Source organism: Micromonospora sp. NBRC 101691 (assembly GCF_030269285.1).
GTDB lineage: Bacteria > Actinomycetota > Actinomycetes > Mycobacteriales > Micromonosporaceae > Micromonospora > Micromonospora echinospora.
Genome location: NZ_BSTB01000015.1, coordinates 20,317 through 35,805 on the forward strand (window position 1 = coordinate 20,317; position 15,489 = coordinate 35,805).

16 protein-coding genes, 1 pseudogene and 1 riboswitch are annotated in these 15,489 nt (G+C 72.5%); of the genes and pseudogenes, 11 read left to right on the plus strand and 6 right to left on the minus strand.

Features of this window, described 5'->3' with window-relative positions:
- Nucleotides 1–44 precede the first annotated feature (44 nt).
- The 3 genes and pseudogenes from QSK20_RS21565 to QSK20_RS21575 all read left to right on the plus strand — a co-directional run.
- Nucleotides 45–356: a transposase gene (locus QSK20_RS21565; protein WP_285790411.1), complete on the plus strand. Its 312-nt coding sequence runs from the start codon at nt 45–47 to the stop codon at nt 354–356.
- On the plus strand, nt 353–775 hold the full coding sequence (locus QSK20_RS21570) for an IS3 family transposase (RefSeq protein ID WP_285790412.1): 423 nt from the start codon (nt 353–355) through the stop codon (nt 773–775). The genes QSK20_RS21565 and QSK20_RS21570 overlap by 4 nt, the downstream gene beginning before the upstream one ends.
- Before the next feature lie 15 nt (nt 776–790).
- Nucleotides 791–1,279, plus strand: a pseudogene (locus QSK20_RS21575) (IS3 family transposase); the annotation flags it as partial.
- A gap of 50 nt (nt 1,280–1,329) precedes the next feature.
- Here QSK20_RS21575 and QSK20_RS21580 read toward each other — a convergent pair.
- From QSK20_RS21580 to QSK20_RS21590, 3 genes are read right to left on the minus strand one after another with little or no spacing between them, the layout of a single operon-like run.
- Nucleotides 1,330–3,093 carry an ABC transporter permease gene (locus QSK20_RS21580; RefSeq protein WP_285790413.1) on the minus strand — a complete coding sequence of 588 codons (1,764 nt, stop codon included), beginning with the start codon at nt 3,091–3,093 and terminating at the stop codon, nt 1,330–1,332.
- A 1-nt stretch (nt 3,094) separates the two neighbouring features.
- On the minus strand, nt 3,095–3,823 hold the full coding sequence (locus tag QSK20_RS21585) for an ABC transporter ATP-binding protein (RefSeq protein ID WP_285790414.1): 729 nt from the start codon (nt 3,821–3,823) through the stop codon (nt 3,095–3,097).
- Nucleotides 3,820–4,359 carry a PadR family transcriptional regulator gene (locus tag QSK20_RS21590; protein WP_285790415.1) on the minus strand — a complete coding sequence of 180 codons (540 nt, stop codon included), beginning with the start codon at nt 4,357–4,359 and terminating at the stop codon, nt 3,820–3,822. The genes QSK20_RS21585 and QSK20_RS21590 overlap by 4 nt, the downstream gene beginning before the upstream one ends.
- A 483-nt stretch (nt 4,360–4,842) precedes the next feature.
- Nucleotides 4,843–4,968, plus strand: a riboswitch (cobalamin riboswitch).
- 101 nt (nt 4,969–5,069) lie between these two features.
- Here QSK20_RS21590 and QSK20_RS21595 point away from each other — a divergent pair.
- The 7 genes from QSK20_RS21595 to QSK20_RS21625 all read left to right on the plus strand — a co-directional run bounded on the left by QSK20_RS21595 (nt 5,070) and on the right by QSK20_RS21625 (nt 12,929).
- On the plus strand, nt 5,070–6,113 hold the full coding sequence (locus QSK20_RS21595) for a prenyltransferase/squalene oxidase repeat-containing protein (protein WP_285790545.1): 1,044 nt from the start codon (nt 5,070–5,072) through the stop codon (nt 6,111–6,113).
- Nucleotides 6,114–6,193: 80 nt separating this feature from the next.
- Nucleotides 6,194–6,631, plus strand: coding sequence for an SCO2322-related protein (locus QSK20_RS21600; protein ID WP_352232307.1), 438 nt, complete (start codon nt 6,194–6,196; stop codon nt 6,629–6,631).
- Between the two features lie 351 nt (nt 6,632–6,982).
- Nucleotides 6,983–8,398, plus strand: coding sequence for a prenyltransferase/squalene oxidase repeat-containing protein (locus tag QSK20_RS21605; protein WP_285790417.1), 1,416 nt, complete (start codon nt 6,983–6,985; stop codon nt 8,396–8,398).
- A 35-nt stretch (nt 8,399–8,433) separates the two neighbouring features.
- Nucleotides 8,434–9,255, plus strand: coding sequence for an SCO2322-related protein (locus QSK20_RS21610; RefSeq protein WP_285790418.1), 822 nt, complete (start codon nt 8,434–8,436; stop codon nt 9,253–9,255).
- On the plus strand, nt 9,248–10,414 hold the full coding sequence (locus tag QSK20_RS21615; RefSeq protein WP_285790419.1) for an energy-coupling factor transporter transmembrane component T: 1,167 nt from the start codon (nt 9,248–9,250) through the stop codon (nt 10,412–10,414). The genes QSK20_RS21610 and QSK20_RS21615 overlap by 8 nt, the downstream gene beginning before the upstream one ends.
- A complete protein-coding gene (locus QSK20_RS21620) occupies nt 10,411–12,042 on the plus strand; it encodes an ABC transporter ATP-binding protein (protein WP_285790420.1) in 1,632 nt (543 codons plus the stop codon). Before QSK20_RS21615 ends, QSK20_RS21620 begins: the two co-directional genes overlap by 4 nt.
- A complete protein-coding gene (locus QSK20_RS21625) occupies nt 12,039–12,929 on the plus strand; it encodes an ECF transporter S component (RefSeq protein ID WP_285790421.1) in 891 nt (296 codons plus the stop codon). Before QSK20_RS21620 ends, QSK20_RS21625 begins: the two co-directional genes overlap by 4 nt.
- Before the next feature lie 171 nt (nt 12,930–13,100).
- Here QSK20_RS21625 and QSK20_RS21630 read toward each other — a convergent pair whose 3' ends face one another.
- From QSK20_RS21630 to QSK20_RS21640, 3 genes are read right to left on the minus strand one after another with little or no spacing between them, the layout of a single operon-like run.
- Nucleotides 13,101–13,232, minus strand: coding sequence for a hypothetical protein (locus tag QSK20_RS21630; protein WP_285790551.1), 132 nt, complete (start codon nt 13,230–13,232; stop codon nt 13,101–13,103).
- A complete protein-coding gene (locus QSK20_RS21635; protein ID WP_502888976.1) occupies nt 13,225–13,557 on the minus strand; it encodes a transposase in 333 nt (110 codons plus the stop codon). The genes QSK20_RS21630 and QSK20_RS21635 overlap by 8 nt, the downstream gene beginning before the upstream one ends.
- Nucleotides 13,558–13,565: 8 nt before the next feature.
- Nucleotides 13,566–13,799: a hypothetical protein gene (locus tag QSK20_RS21640; protein ID WP_285790422.1), complete on the minus strand. Its 234-nt coding sequence runs from the start codon at nt 13,797–13,799 to the stop codon at nt 13,566–13,568.
- Nucleotides 13,800–14,215: 416 nt separating this feature from the next.
- Between QSK20_RS21640 and QSK20_RS21645 the strand changes: the two genes are divergently transcribed.
- A complete protein-coding gene (locus QSK20_RS21645) occupies nt 14,216–15,442 on the plus strand; it encodes an ABC transporter substrate-binding protein (RefSeq protein WP_285790423.1) in 1,227 nt (408 codons plus the stop codon).
- Nucleotides 15,443–15,489: the final 47 nt, after the last annotated feature.

Genomic DNA, 15,489 nt, shown 5'->3' on the forward strand with positions numbered 1-15,489 from the left:
AGCTTCTTGATCATGGTCTGATGGCCGTGGGGAGGAAGTCGTCCGTGGCAGCACCGAAGAAGTACCCCGATGAGCTACGCCAGCGCGCTGTGCGCTTGTACCGCGAGTCGGACCCGAAGCCGGTGATCCGGCGCCTGGCCGAGCAGCTCGGCGTGCATCACGAGGCGTTGCGGAACTGGATCCGTCAGGCCGAGGCAGACGCGGGTGAGCGCGCTGAACGGCCCACCAGTGAGATGGCCGAGGAGAACCGCCGGCTGCGCAGGGAAGTCGCCGAGCTGCGTCGGGCGAACGAGATCCTGAAGGCGGCGAGCGCGTATTTCGCGGCGGAGCTCGACCCGACCCGGCGACGGTCATGAGGTTCATCCACGAACACCGTGACCAGTTCGCGGTCGCGCTCCTGCTACGGGTCCTCAACGTCGGCGCCTCGACCTACTACGCGTGGGTGAAGCGGGCCGAGCAGCCCTGTGACCGGGACGTGGTCGACCGGGGGCTGATCTCCAACATCCACGAGATCTGGGAGACATCGGGGCGCACCTACGGCGCGGACCGGGTCCACCGGCAGCTACGCCGCGACGGCATCCGCGTGGGCCGCAAGCGCGTCGAGCGGCTGATGGCCGCCCATGGCTGGCAGGGCGCGTTCCTGCGTCGAGGCTGGCGCGGCGGCTGCACCCGGCAGGATCCACGGGCGACGCCAGCACCGGATCTGGTCAACCGGCAGTTCACCGCCGACAGGCCGAACCGGCTCTGGGTCGCCGACGCCACCCGCATCCCGTGAGGTGAAGGCGCGTTCTGGCTGGCCGCGGTCCGTGATGTGTTCTCCCGACGGATTGTCGGGTGGAAGACCTCCGACCGCTGCGACACCGACCTGATCCTCGCCGCCCTCGAATACGGCATCTGGTCGCGTGATGTCCGCGACGGCCAGTTGATCCACCACTCGGACAGGGGGTCGAACTACACGTCTGTCCGCTTCGCGGAACGCTTGCAGGACAACGTGATCCTGCCCTCGATGGGCTCCGTCGGCGACTCGTTCGACAACGCGCTGATGGAGAATTTCTGGTCGACGTTGAAGATCGAACTCGTCTACCGCACGTCCTGGCGGACCCGCGACGAGGCCGAGAACGCGATCTTCGCCTACATCGACGGCTGGTACAACACCCGCCGCATCCAGAAGGAGCTGGACTACCTCAGCCCGAACGAGTACGAGGCCGCCTGGCACAGCCGCCAGACGGAACCAGCCGAGCCAACTACCGCCACCCCTGCGCCAGCCGGCAGCAGGTAACCACCGCTCCGTCAAAGCGGGGGGAACTCAACGTCTGCCGGGGACAGCTGTCAGGTCGGTGCGGACTGGAGGGTGTCCACGACCGGGCGTCGGGTGGCGACCACTGCGGGGACGGCGGTGAGCGCGGCGATGGCGAGCAGGACTCCGAGTGCGGTGGCGAGCAGCCAGGAGGTGGGTGGGTACTGGACCTCGCGGATACTGAGGAACGCGACAAGCCCGAGGCCGGCCGGGATGCCCGCAGCGACGCCGGGTACGGCGGGAAGCAGTTGCGCCAGCGCCAGGCCCACGCCGGCCTGCGTGGGCGTGGTGCCGAGCGTCCGCGCGACGGCCAGCGGCTGCCGGGCGTCGAGGACCGCGGTACCGGCGCTCACGACGGCGTTGACGAGCGCAAGAACGCAGAGCACGACGGCGAGCACGAGCATGGCCTGCTCGCCCCGTTCCACCCGGGGATTGGCGAGCTCCGTGTGGCCGAGGTCGAAGTGCACCACCTGGGTGCCGACCGTGAGCATCGCGACGAGCGCGGTCGTGGTGATCAGGGTGTTCACCGTGACCAGCCGGGCGCGGTGCGGCCGGCGCGCGTTGAGGCGTACCCCGATCAGCAGGGCGGTGGGCAGCCGCCGCGACAGCCAGATGCGCCACCGCCGGCGCCGCGGTGGCGTCGCGGCGTCGGCCAGCGCGTGGACGGTGCTGGTGGTGGCGGCGCGTACCACCGGTACGAGAGTCGCCGCCACAGCGATCGTGAGGGCGAGGGCCGCGCCGGCGATCACCGTGGGCAGCGCGGGTGGCTGGGCGTCGACGGTGCCGATGAGTCCGGCGCTGGGGCGGATCAGCACGGGTGCGGCGAACCAGCCCGCGGCCAGGCCGGTGGCGGCGGCGACAAGCCCGATCACGAGGTACTCGGCGAGGTGGACGGCGGCGATCATGGCCGGTCCGGCGCCGACGGCCTTGAGTAGTCCCACCCGACGGCGCTGGCCGATGACCCGGCCCGCGACGATGCCGGCGACGCCGGCCAGCGCAAGGCCGTTGAGCAGCCAGCTGCCGACCAGCAGCGTGACCCGCGCGTCGCTGTACAGCCGACCGTTGAGATGGCTGATCGCCTGCCAGGTGGCGAGGTGGGGGCCGAGGGTGTACGTGCTGCTGGCCGCCGGGTCGGCGAGTTTGAGCTTGAGGGTGTACGACAGCGGTTGGCTGCCCGCGAGCGTGGCGACGTCGCTGCGGTCGACCCAGACCAGACCCCCGCGCTCGACCAGGACACTGTTCGGGTAGTGCCACCCGGCGTACGGATACGTCGCTCTCGCGGCGGTGACCGCGGTCCCGACCACGCGCAGCGGATGGCCGTCGACGCTGACCGTGTCGCCGGTGCGGATGCCGAGGGCGTCGGCGAAGAAGCGCTCGACGACCACGCCGCCGGGGCGTACCCAGGTGCCGTCGGTCACGGCGGGCCGGTCGACCGACACGGGTGCGTCGTCCCGACCCTCGACGACGGCGTGCGCGGACCTGCCGTGGGCGGTCATCGTCCGGTAGGCGATCGGGAAGGGGCCGCTGTGATCGGTGACGCCGGCCGCGGTGGTCATCGAGGCGAGCTCGTCCAGCGCGGCCTGCCCGGTGGCCAGGGGTGTCACGACCACGTCCGGGCCGGCGGTGGCGGTGCGGGTCTGCTGGTATGACTGCTCGGCGATGTCGTTGAGGGCCAGGCCGAGGGTCAGCGTGGCGGTGGCGGCGGTGATGGCGACCACCAGCAGCACCGTCTCCGACCGGCGGCGGAGCAGGTCGCGTACCAGCAGCCGGCAGACGAGCAGGAGGCGGCCGGACACGTCAGCGCCGCCCGTCGTAGAGCGTGCCGGTGGCGGCGCCGGCGAATCGGTTGTCGTCGGCGAACGCCCCGTCGCGCATGGAGATCACCCGGTCCGCGACCGCGGCGATGCGGGCGTCGTGGGTGACCACCACGAGGGTCTGTCCCGCGACGTGCAACTGCTCGAACAGCCGCAGCACCTCCAGGGTGGCGGCGCTGTCCAGGTTGCCGGTGGGTTCGTCGGCCAGCAAGACCAGCGGCTCGTTGCTCAACGCGCGGGCGATGGCGACCCGCTGGCGTTGCCCACCGGACAGCGCCGAGGGCAGGTGCGCGGCGCGGTCGGCCAGCCCGACCCGGTCCAGCAGGTACATCGCCCGCTTACGGGCCCGCCCCGGCGACCGGCCGGCCAGCAGCGCGGCCAGCTCGACGTTCTCCACCGCGGTGAGCTCGTCCATGAGCTGGAACGACTGGAAGACGAACCCGACGCTGTCGCGCCGAAGCCGGGCCAGGGCCCGTTCGCTCATCGTGTCGATCCGGTGTTCGGCCAGCCACACCTGCCCGCCGGTCGGGCGTTGCAGCCCGCCGAGCAGGTGCAGCAGGGTGGACTTGCCGCAGCCGCTCGGGCCCATGATCGCCAACGTCTCTCCGGTGGGCACGTCCAGGTCGACCTCGTCGACCGCGCGTACCAGCGTGTCGTTCGAGCCGTACCGCTTGGTCAGTCCGCGGGCCCGCAGCGCCATCGATCCGGTCATGCCTCCGCCTTCCGCCCAGTCCGATCACGCCCGGCCCACATGCGCTCGCATGCCTCCAACCACTCCAGGTCGGCCCGCAGCCGCAGCACGACGCCCTCCAGCAGCAACCCGGCAACCGGATCCACCGACCGGTCCAGCGCCGCGCGCTGGGCGTCGCGCAGCCGGCGCAGCACCTCGCGCCGCTGCGCGTCGACCAGCGCCACGGGATCAGCAAGCCGGCCGGCCGCGGCGGCCACCAGCTTCAGGTGAAACTCCGCGAGGTCCGGCTTCGGCCAGCTCACCTCGGCCAGCCAGCCCGCCACCCGCTCCTGTCCGGCCGGGGTCAGCGCGTACACCCGGCGGTCCGGCCGGTCCGGCAGCCCCTCGGCCCGCTCCGAGGTCACCAGCCCGGCCTTGCCCAGCCTGGCCAGCGCCACGTAGATCTGCCCGGCGTTCATCGTGTCGCCGATCGGGCCCAGCGCGGCACGCATCCGGCCGCGCAGCTCGTACCCATGCGCCGGCTCCTTCGCCAGCATGGCCAGCACCACGTCCTGCATCCAGGCACTCCCCATTCGCTCCGGACCGCTAATAGATAGCCGGTAGCTATAGCGCTGTCAAACCGATGGCGGGATGTACGGGCGCAGCCGCCAACAACCTGAGGGGTGTTCTGCGTTCAGTGCCAGGATCCCTGGCCCCCAGACATTCCTTGCCCACATGGGCGAAGGTCCGGCGGGCTGGACAGCTGCCACGTCCAAGCGCCAGGCCTATGAAGATCAGGTCCAGCGAGAAGCCCGATCTTCTCGAGTCAGAGGATCTTCTCGCCAGATCACAGTGGCGAGGACCGTGCCGGGCTCACACCGGCTTCCCTCATGCATCGCGGGGCCGACCCTAGCAAGGGCCGCCGTCCAACCACATAGGACCTTGCGCCGTGTCCTGCGCCACACCCATCAAAGCCCTGAAGCCGGCGGCGCGGATGCGTGCCGACCGCCAGAACCGCCGGCATTGACAGCTGCCGTGGTGAAGCAGAAACTGTGGGCCATAACTCAAGACGTGAACACGCGTGGGGGAAGTCCGGTCGAATTCCGGCGCTGGCCCGCAACGGTAGGCCGTCCAGGGTGTCCACCCTGGCGGCGAGCCCGAATACCCGCCGTGTCCGCGTATCCCGCTCCTCAACCCGTCGTGGCCCACGGGTCGGAGTCTCGACGGCTGCCCTCGTTCGGCGACCGGTCGAGATCTGACGACCACCGGGCCGGAAAGGCGCGTGACGATGGTCGTCCGCCTGAGCCGGCACCGCCTGCTCACCCTCCTTTGCGGTGTCCTCACCGTTCTCACGCTCGTCACACCCGTCCTCATCACGCCCGTGCAGGCCGTGGCCAACCGGTCCGACGCCGCAGCCGGCTGGCTGGCCCGGCAACTCGTCGACGGTGAACGGTTCGAGGTCGTCTTCGATGGTGTCGCCTACCCCGACCCCGGACTGACCCTGGACGCGGTGTTCGCCTTCGCCGCGGCCGGCGTCGCCGACGACCCGGCAGCCCGGGCGCTGGCCTGGGTCACCCGCCCCGACATCCGCGACGGCTACCTCGGCGACGGCACCACCGAGGCGTACGCGGGAGCGACCGCCAAGCTAACCCTCGCCGTGCAGGTGCGCGGCGGCGACCCGACCGCCGTGGGCGGACTCGACCTGGTCACCCGGCTGCGGTCGCTCCAGGCACCGAACGGCCGGTTCACCGACCGGTCCGCGTACGGCGACTACAGCAACGCGTTCAGCCAGTCCTTCGCGATCCTCGCGCTGGCCCGGACCACCGCCGGCCTCCCACCCACCGCAGGCGAGTGGCTCGCCGGCACCCGATGCCCCGACGGCGGCTACCCGGTGCTGCCGGGCCAACCGACGTGCGTGTCCGACGTGGACGCCACCGCCCTGGCGGTGCAGGCCCTGCGGGTCGCCGGCCGACCGGCCGACGCCACCGCCGGACTCCACTGGCTGGTCTCCGTGCAGCGCACCGACGGGGGCTTCACCAACGCGTCCGGCACCGCGAACGCGAACAGCACCGGGCTGGCCGCCCAGGCGCTGCGCGACGGCGGCCGACCCCTGGCCTGGGCCCGGGCCCGGGGGTTCCTGGTCGGACTCCTGGTCGGCTGCGCCGGTGCGCCCGCCGACCGGGGGGCGGTCGACTTCGACGGCGGCGCCCTCGACCGGGAGACCCTCAACCGGGCGACCACCCAGGCCGTCCTCGGACTGACCGGGGTCGGATACCCACGGCTCGCCGCCGTCGGTGCCGACCTGGACGCCCCCACCCTGCTCTGCCGCTGAACCCCGGAACAACCGTCCCGATCGAAGGAGCATCCGTGTCCCGTTTTCGTCCCTCCCGTCGTGGCTGGCTCGTCGGCCTGATGGCCGCAGTCCTCGCCGCCGGCCTGACCGCCGCCGAACCCGCACCACGCCCGGCCCAGGCCGCCGCCTGCACCGGCACCTCCGGCGTCACCGTCGTGGTGGACTTCACCGCCCTCGGCGGGGGAGTGCAGGTCGCCTGCGCACCCGGCGACCCGGCCACCGGGCTGGCCGCCCTGCAGGGCGCGGGCTTCACCGTCACCGGCACCCAGCGCTGGGGGCTGGCTTTCGTCTGCCGGATCAACGGCCTGCCGACCTCCGCGACGGACCCGTGCGTCAACACCCCGCCGGTCACGGCGTACTGGTCGTACTGGCACGCGCCGAGCGGCGGCGCCTGGTCCTACAGCAGCTCGGGGGCAGGCAGCTACAACCCCGCACCCGGTAGCGTCGAGGGCTGGTCCTTCGGATCGGGATCGGCGCCGAGCATCCCCGCCCCGTGACCGGCCAGCCGCGCTGACCCTCGACGGCATCGGGCGCCGGCACCACCGTCTAGCGTCGCGTGACGGTCGGGCGGTATCGTGTCGGCGCCCGGTCCATCCGGGCCACAACTGCATACGTCCTGTGTGGGGGGAAGCCGGTAGAAGCCGGCGCTGACCCGCAACCGTGAGCGAGGCCCACCTCGCGAGCCGGAATGCCCCGCCCGGGACGAGCGGCTTCCACTGTCGAGGTTCACAGGGTGAAGTCCGGCCACCGCCGAGGCCCGTCACCCCGCTCACGATGCACGCGAGCGGGTTTTTCGTGTCCGAGGTGCCCTCCGGAGCTCACCGACCGCTCCGCGAAAGGCACCCACCATGCCCCTGGCCCGGCTCCGACGTCCCGGTCTCGGCGTCGCCACGACGACCGCGCTCGTCGCGCTCGCCGCCACCGCACCCAGCCTCGCGGCCCCGTCCGCCACGGCCGAACCGGCCGCCGCCCGCGACGCCGCGACCTGGCTGGCCGACGAGTTCACCGATGGCGCACTGCCCGGCCCCTTCGGCGGCCAGGACTGGGGCCTGACCATCGACGGTCTGCTCGCCCTGACCGCCGCCGGCACGGCCGAGCCGACCCGCCGCGCGGCGACCGGGCAGGTGGCGGCCCACGTCCGGTCGTACAACAGCTACGACGACTGGGGCATCGAGGGCTTCACCGACGGCGGCGCGACGGCGAAACTCCTCTACGCCGCCACCGCCGCCGGCGCGAACCCGACCGACTTCGGCGGCTTCGACCTGCGCACGGAGACCCTGGCCCTGGTCGCCGGGGCGGACAGCGGCGACCAGCGGGGCCGCATCACCAGCCGCACCACCGCCACCAGCGGCCCCGACGCCAGCAACACCTTCGACCAGGCGTTCACCGTGCTCGGACTGGCCCGCAGCGGTGACCTACCACAGGACACCGTGGACTTCCTCGTCCGCCAGCAGTGCGCGGCGGGTGGCTTCCGGCTGTACCCCGACGCCGACGACACGCCGACCTGCGACGCGCAGACCGCCCCGACCCTCGACGTCGACTCGACCGCCATGGCGGTGCAGGCCCTGCTGACCGCAGCCGAGAGCGGCGCCACCGGTGCCGCCGACGCGGCCCGGCGCGGCGCCGACTGGCTGCAGACCCAGCAGCAGGCCGACGGGTCGTTCGGCGGTTCCGGCCCGACCAGCGGCACGAACGCCAACAGCACCGGCCTGGCCGGGCAGGCCCTCGCCGCCGCCGGACGCGACACCGCCGCCGCGCGGGCCGCCGCCGCCCTGGTCGCGCTGCAACTGACCACGACGACCGGCGGGTCGGCCGCCGCCGACGCCGGCGCGATCGCCTACAACGCCGAGACCCTGACGGCGGCCCGTACGTCGGGCCTGGGGGAGAACGACCGTGACCAGTGGCGTCGAGCCACCGCGCAGGCGCTGCTCGGCCTGGCGCAGGTGCCCCTCGGCCGGATCGGCCTCGACCCGCCCTCCTCGCCCAGCCCCTCACCGAGCATCACCGCCTCACCGACCCCCAGCGGTTCACCGTCACCGTCCGGCTCCGCCACCCCGACACCGACACCGAGCCACTCCGACAGCCCCACCCCACCGCCCCCGACGCCGACCGCGACGACCCCTTCCGCCGCCCCGAGCACCACACCGGTCGGCGGCGGCCTGCCCACCACCGGCGCCTCCGTCATCACCTACCTCCTGGTGGCGCTGCTGCTCATCGGCGGCGGAACGGCCCTGTTACTGCTCACCCGTCGGCGCGCGACATGACCGCCGGGGTCCGATTCGCGGCAGCCACCGTGGTCATGGCCGCGACACTGCTGGTACCCGGTCCGGCTCGCGCCGCCGGAACCGCCGGTCACTGCCCGGACGCCTCCGGAGTCACCGTCGTGGTGGATTTCCACGAACTCGGCGGCGGGACGGTAGTCCGTTGCGCCCCGGGGGCTCAGGCGACCGGCCTGGCGGCGCTGAAAAACGCCGGCTTCCAGGTCACCGGCACCCTGCGGTGGGGTGAGGGCTTCATCTGCCGTATCGAGGGCAAGCCGTCGGCGGCGACCGAGAAGTGCGTGGACACGCCGCCGGCCAACGCCTACTGGTCCTACTGGCACGCGGACAACGGCGGCAGTTGGCGCTACAGCGACAAGGGTGTGCTGAACCGCAGGCCGCCGGCCGGCAGCTTCGAGGGCTGGTCGTTCTCCCGCGACCGCAGCCCCGACGACGCGCCCCGCCCCGGCGTGGCCCCGACGCGACCGGCACCGCCCCGACCGTCGCCATCCCAGCCGGCTCCGCCCGGCGCAGCGACCCCACCGGCACCCGCCGCCCCCTCCCGCACCGAAAGGCCCGTGCCGGCGGGAGCACCCACCACTCTGTCGGCCGCCACCGCGTCGGCATCGGCGGCACCGACCACCGCGGCCCCCACGGGCCTGCCGGCCACCCCAGGAACCGGCGGCCCCACCGCCGCCCCGCCGGCCACACCCGCCGACGGGCCGGTCGCCACCGAAGTCGCCGCCCGACGCGACAACGGGCTCCCGCTGGGCACGATGACCGGCGTACTACTGCTGGTGGCACTGGCCGTCGGCGGAATCCTCGCCGCCCGCCGCCGGCGGGCCACCGAACCGGATGACTGACCATGCCACCGTCACCGGCGCACCAACCCCGGTGGCGGTTCCCCACGTCAGCGCCCCGGCCTCCCGCCTGCCCCGGACCCTGCACCCCGGCGCGTGGTGGCTGTGGGCGCTCGGACTCGCCACCGCGGCCAGCCACACCACGAACCCGTTGCCACTGGCCCTGCTGATCGGCACCGCCGCGTTCGTGGTCGTCCGCCGCCGGAGCGACGCCCCCTGGGCGATGGCGTTCCGGATGTACCTGCTGCTCGGCACGGTGATCATCGCCATGCGGGTCGTGTTCCGCATCGTCTTCGGCGGCGGCCAGGGCGAACACATCCTGGTCCGGCTACCGGAGATCCCGCTGCCGGAATGGGCGGCGGGCATCCGCCTGTTCGGGCCGGTCGCCGTCGAGGAACTCCTCGGCGGGTTCTACGACGGACTCCGACTGGCGACCATGCTGATCTGCCTCGGCGCCGCGAACGCCCTGGCCAACCCGAAACGACTGCTCAAAGCCGTACCCGGGGCGCTCTACGCGGTGAGCACGGCGGTGGTGGTGGCGTTGTCGGTCGCCCCGCAACTGGTGGAGAGCGTGCTGCGGGTACGTCGCGCACGACGCCTGCGCGGAGGCTCCGGGAAGGGACTGCGCGCGCTGCGGGGCGTCGCCCTACCGGTTCTCGCCGACGCCCTGGACCGCTCCGTGGCCCTGGCCGCCGCGATGGACTCCCGCGGCTACGGCCGCACAGCCGCCGTACCCACCGGCCGGCGCGCCGTCACCGGCGCGTTGGTGCTCGCCGGACTGGTGGGCGTCTGCGTCGGCGTCTACGGGCTGCTCGACGCCACCGCCCCCGACTATCTGGGCGGACCGATGCTGCTCGGCGGCCTGGTGACCGCCCTGACCGGGATGCTGATCGCCGGTCGCCAGGTGGTCCGCAGCCGCTACCGGCCCGACCGGTGGCGGTTGGCCGAACTGGCCGTGGCCGGCTGCGGGCTGACCGCCGCCGCCCTGGTGATGCTGGCCGGTTCGGTCGACCCGGCCCGGCTCTACCCGCCGGTCAGCCCGCTCAACTGGCCCGAGCTGACCCCACTGACGGTGCTGGCGGTCGCGGTCGCCGTGGCACCCGCCTGGCTGGCACCCCCACCCGCCACAGCACGGCACGGCACCCCCGGAGGCGGACGATGATCGAATTCGACCGAGTAACGGTCCGGTACGCCGGAAGCGACACCCCGATGCTCCGGGACGTGACGCTCCACGTCGACGAGGGGGAGCTGTGCCTGGTCGTCGGCCGGACCGGAGCCGGCAAGTCGACGCTGCTGCGGGCGATCAACGGCCTGGTGCCGCACTTCACCGGCGGCACCCTGCACGGCACCGTACGGGTGGACGGCCGCGACACCCGCCACCACCCTCCACGCGACCTCGCCGACGTCGTCGGTGTGGTCGGACAGGACCCGCTGGCCGGCTTCGTCACCGACACCGTCGAGGAGGAACTCGCCTACGGCATGGAGCAGCTCGCTCTGCCGGCTCCGGTGATGCGCAAGCGGGTCGAGGAGACCCTGGACCTGCTCGGCATCGCCGACCTGCGGCACCGGCCACTGCGGACCCTGTCCGGCGGGCAACAGCAGCGGGTCGCGATCGGCGCGGTCCTCACCAGCCACCCCCGGGTCCTGGTGCTCGACGAGCCGACCTCCGCGCTGGACCCCACGGCCGCCGAGGACGTCCTCGCCGCCGTCACCCGCCTGGTCCACGACCTCGGCGTCACCGTCGTCCTCGCCGAACACCGGCTGGAGCGGGTGGTCCAGTACGCCGATCGGCTGGTCTACCTCGCCGGCGACGGCCGCGTGGTCGAGGGGGATCCGGCGACCGTGCTCGCCGACGCCGACATCAGCCCGCCGCTGGTCGAACTCGGCCGCCTCGCCGGCTGGACACCGCTGCCGCTGTCGGTCCGCGACGCCCGCCGGCGGGCGACGACGCTGCGCCAGCGCCTCACCGGCACGGCACCGACCACGATTCCCACCGTCGCGGACTCCGTCCCGCTCCTTACCGCCCGCTCGGTCGTCGTGCGGTACCCAGGGACGGTCGCCGTGGCCGGCGTCGACCTAGACCTGCATCCCGGTCGGATCGTCGCCCTGATGGGCCGGAACGGATCCGGTAAGTCCAGCCTGCTCTGGGCACTCCAGGGCAGCGGCCCACGGCAGGGCGGCACGGTCACCGTCGCCGGCCCCGACGGCCCTGTCGACCCGAAGGCCCTGCCGGCCGCCCAGGCCCGCCGTCGGGTTGGACTCGTGCCGCAGACCCCCGGTGACCTGCTCTACCTCGACACCGTAAACGCCGAGTGCGCGCAGGCGGACCGGGAGTCGGGGGCGCCGGCCGGCACCTGCCGGGCACTGGTGGACGACCTCACCCCCGGCTTGCCCGGCGACCGCCACCCCCGGGACCTGTCCGAGGGACAACGGCTCGGACTCGCGCTCGCCGTCCAGCTCACCGCCGCCCCGCCGGTGGTCCTGCTCGACGAGCCGACCCGGGGACTGGACTACCTCGCCAAACGCCAGTTCGCCGCCCTGGTGCGCCGGCTCGCCGCCACCGGTCGGACCGTGGTGGTGGCGACGCACGACGTCGAACTCGTCGCCGGCCTCGCCGACCGGGTCATCGTCATGGCCGAGGGGGAGGTGGTGGCCGAGGGCACGGCCGCCGAGGTCATGCTCGCCTCCCCGGCGTTCGCCCCGCAGGTGGCCAAGGTCCTGGCGCCGGAGCCCTGGCTGACCGTGGACCAGGTCGCCACCGCCCTGGCCGGCAGCGGAGCGTCGGCGTGAGCGTGATCCGGGTCGCCCCCCGCACAGCCGTCGTCCTGGTCCTCGCCTCGGTCGCCGCGCTCGCCACCTTCGCCTGGCCGTTCGTCGTCCCCGCCCAGCCGGAGGGCACCGCGCGTACCGGCGAGGCCCCGCTCGTCCTCGTCGTCATGCTGCCGGTGCTGATGGCGCTCGTACTCGCCGAACTCAGCTCCGGCGGCATCGACAGCAAGGCCCTGGCGATGCTCGGGGTCCTCGCGGCGGTCAACGCCGCGCTGCGTCCCCTGGGAGCCGGCACCGCCGGTATCGAAACGGTGTTCTTCCTGCTCGTTCTGGCCGGACGCGTCTTCGGCCCCGGCTTCGGGTTCCTGCTCGGCGCAGTATCGCTGTTCGCCTCAGCGTTGCTGACCGCCGGGGTCGGGCCGTGGCTGCCGTTCCAGATGCTCGCCGCCGCCTGGGTCGGTCTCGGCGCAGGCCTGCTGCCGAGACGACCGCAGGGCAGAGCCGAGATCGCTCTCCTCGCCGGCTACGGCGCGGTGGCCGCGTACGGGTACGGCCTGCTGATGAACCTGTGGTTCTGGCCGTTCAGCACCGGCGCGGACACCCAGCTCTCCTACGTCGCCGGGGCTCCAGTGCTGGAGAACCTGCACCGGTTCGCCGTCTTCACCGCAGCCACCTCGACCTTCGGCTGGGACACCGGCCGGGCGATCACCACGGCGGTGGCGATCGTCCTCGCCGGACCCGCGGTGCTGACCGCGCTGCGCCGGGCCTCCCGCCGCGCCGCCTTCGGCGCACCGGTCACCTTCGCTGACACGGGCCGGCCCGATGCCGGCGAGCCTGTGTCCGACCTCCCGTCCGATCGTCCGTCCGACCCGAGCGAAGCGGTGAAACAGGCCACCGGCGGCATCTGACCGCACCGCCACAACCGAGGGGCGGCGCGGCAGGTCGGCGCGTTGCTGCGGCACGGGAAGCGAAGTCGCGAAGTGCCCAGCCTGGCCGACACGACGCTGCTCGGCATCGAGGTGGTTCCGCTCTTCGAACAGCGACGACCGGGACGGTGGCGTCCCGACCCTCGCCGTCGGTCAGAAGTCGTCGTCGAAGCTGACGCTTCCGGTGACGCCGACCTGGTAGGCGGAGACGCGCCGTTCGAAGAAGTTCGACAGCTCCTGGACCCCGCCCTGGGGGAGGCGGCCATCTGGGTCTACCTCAGCCAAAAATGCGGTTGACGTGGCCTTCGACCGGGCCTGAACTCCAGGGCTGGGTGAGGCCGGCGACGACGGCGTCGCGGTCGCTGGCCATGCCGGTGGCGAAGCCGCGGATTTCGGGGTATCCGGCGTGCCGGGCCCGGTCGATCCAGGCGTCGAGGTGCTGGCCGGTGCCCTGGTGGCGGACCAGTGCGGCGAAGCCGCGGGCGAGGTCGGCGATGGTGTCGAGGTCGGGGCAGCGGTGGCGGGCGTCGGCGAGATCAGTGCGGTCGTCGTCGGTGAGTTTGTGGCCGGGGCGCATGATCCTGGCGGTGATCCGCCGGGCCGACGGCACCCGGACGATCACAGGGTGGGTCGGGTGCGGTTGGTGGTGAGCCAGTCCCGCAGCATGCGCAGGCTGCCCTGGCAGCCGTAGGCCGGGATCTCGGCGTGCAGGTCAGCTGTCTCGTGGACGCCGTCGGTGAGGCGGTGCCGCAGGTAGGCGTGGAACGGGGCCAGGACGCTGGGTCGGCTCCCGACGACAAGTCCGCCAGCATGATCACCCTCACCACGATCGACAATCGCCCGGCGAGGCACCGCCCGGTGCGGTGGGGGCTCCGGTGTCCGGTGGACCGTCGACGACCCCGGAGGGGAACGGACGGTCACTGAGCGTTGGCGGCGCGTTCCGGGATCGGGGTGGCGGCCGGTCGGACGCGGCCGGGGTGACCTGGGGAATCGTGGAGCGTCCCAGCAAGTGGTTGGTCGTCGACGTCGAGCCTCTTCTTGATTCGTTCGTAACCCGCAGGTCACATTGTGGTGCTTGACACAACACTGCCCCGACACCATGATGGGAAACAACCAAGCGCTTGCTAGGTTTTCTCGCAGGTGCCGTCCGGGCTGGCGACAGGGGCACCACCACGGGAGCGCCGGACGACGCCCGAGCTGGTCAACCTACTCCGGCAGAGGACGTTCACAACTACCTATCACTGACAACCGGCGAGGCAGGGATAGCAGTGGCCCTATCAAGAAGAGGTAGCACCGGTCTGGCGGCTGGCCTGACGGCCCTGCTGCTGGCCGTAACCGGCTGTGGCGGGGGCGGCGACGACAACGACAAGCCCACCGACGGGACCGCCTCCGGCGAGCCGATCATCATCGGGATGGACGAGGACAGCACCGGCCCGGGGGCGTCCTACAGCACCATCGCCGGCGAGACGATCCGGCTGGCCGTGCAGGACATCAACGACAACGGTGGCGTCCTCGGCCGACCGCTCCGTCTGGTCGTCGAGAACGACGAGAGCGACCCGACCAAGGTCCCCGCGACGTTGCAGAAGCTCGCCGGACAGGGTGCCAAGGCACTACTGCTGCAGAGTGGCAGCGCGGCGATCATGCAGGCCAAGTCGACCCTGACCCAGCTCGGGCTGCCGGCGATCGCCCCCACCGGGGTCACCGCCACGCTCGTCGAACCGCCCAACAACGAGCTGATCTACATGCTCGCCAACACCACCGCCGACTGGGCCGACGTCTACTGCGGCGCGTTCAAGGCGGCGAACATCAGCCGGCTGGGCGTGCTGACCGACGACACCACCACCATCGCCGCGCTCAACAAGTCGCTGCTCGGTGGCCTGAGCTGCGTACAGGTGGTGGCCACCGAGAAGGGTGCGGCCAACGCCTCCGACCTCTCCGCCCAGGTCGCCCGGCTGAAGAACGCCAACCCGGACGCCGTGCTGGTGACCAGCGTCGGCGGTGCCTTCGAGGTGCTCGCCCAGAACACCCTGGCCGCGCAGTTCTCCGGCAAGCCGCGCTTCTCGCTGGCGTCGATCGGCAACCAGCCCTCCTCCTGGAAGCTCGCCAACGCCGGCGCGCTGGAGGGCCTGATCTTCATGGGCTCGATCAACCAGGAGAACCCCCGTACCAAGACGTTGACCGAGCTGCTGAAGAAGAAGAACGGCGACGACTACGAGGTGACCGCGTACGACGCGCAGGCCTGGGACTCGGTGCAGCTGCTCAAGCTGGCCATCGAGAAGGCCGGCGGACCGGACGACCCGGCCAAGCTCAACACCGCGATCCAGAGCCTCACCGGCTACCCGGCCACCTTCGGGCAGGCGAACTTCACCCTGTCGTTCTCCGCGACCAAGCACCTCGGCGCGGACGGGCTGTGCGGCCTCTCCCTGATCGAGTTCGGTGCCGACAACAAGCCGAAGGGGCCCTGGGACACCTTCCAGCCGCCCTGTTCCGGTTGACCGGGGAAGGGACCGGCCGCGTGGCCGGTCCCTTCCGGCAGTTTCCG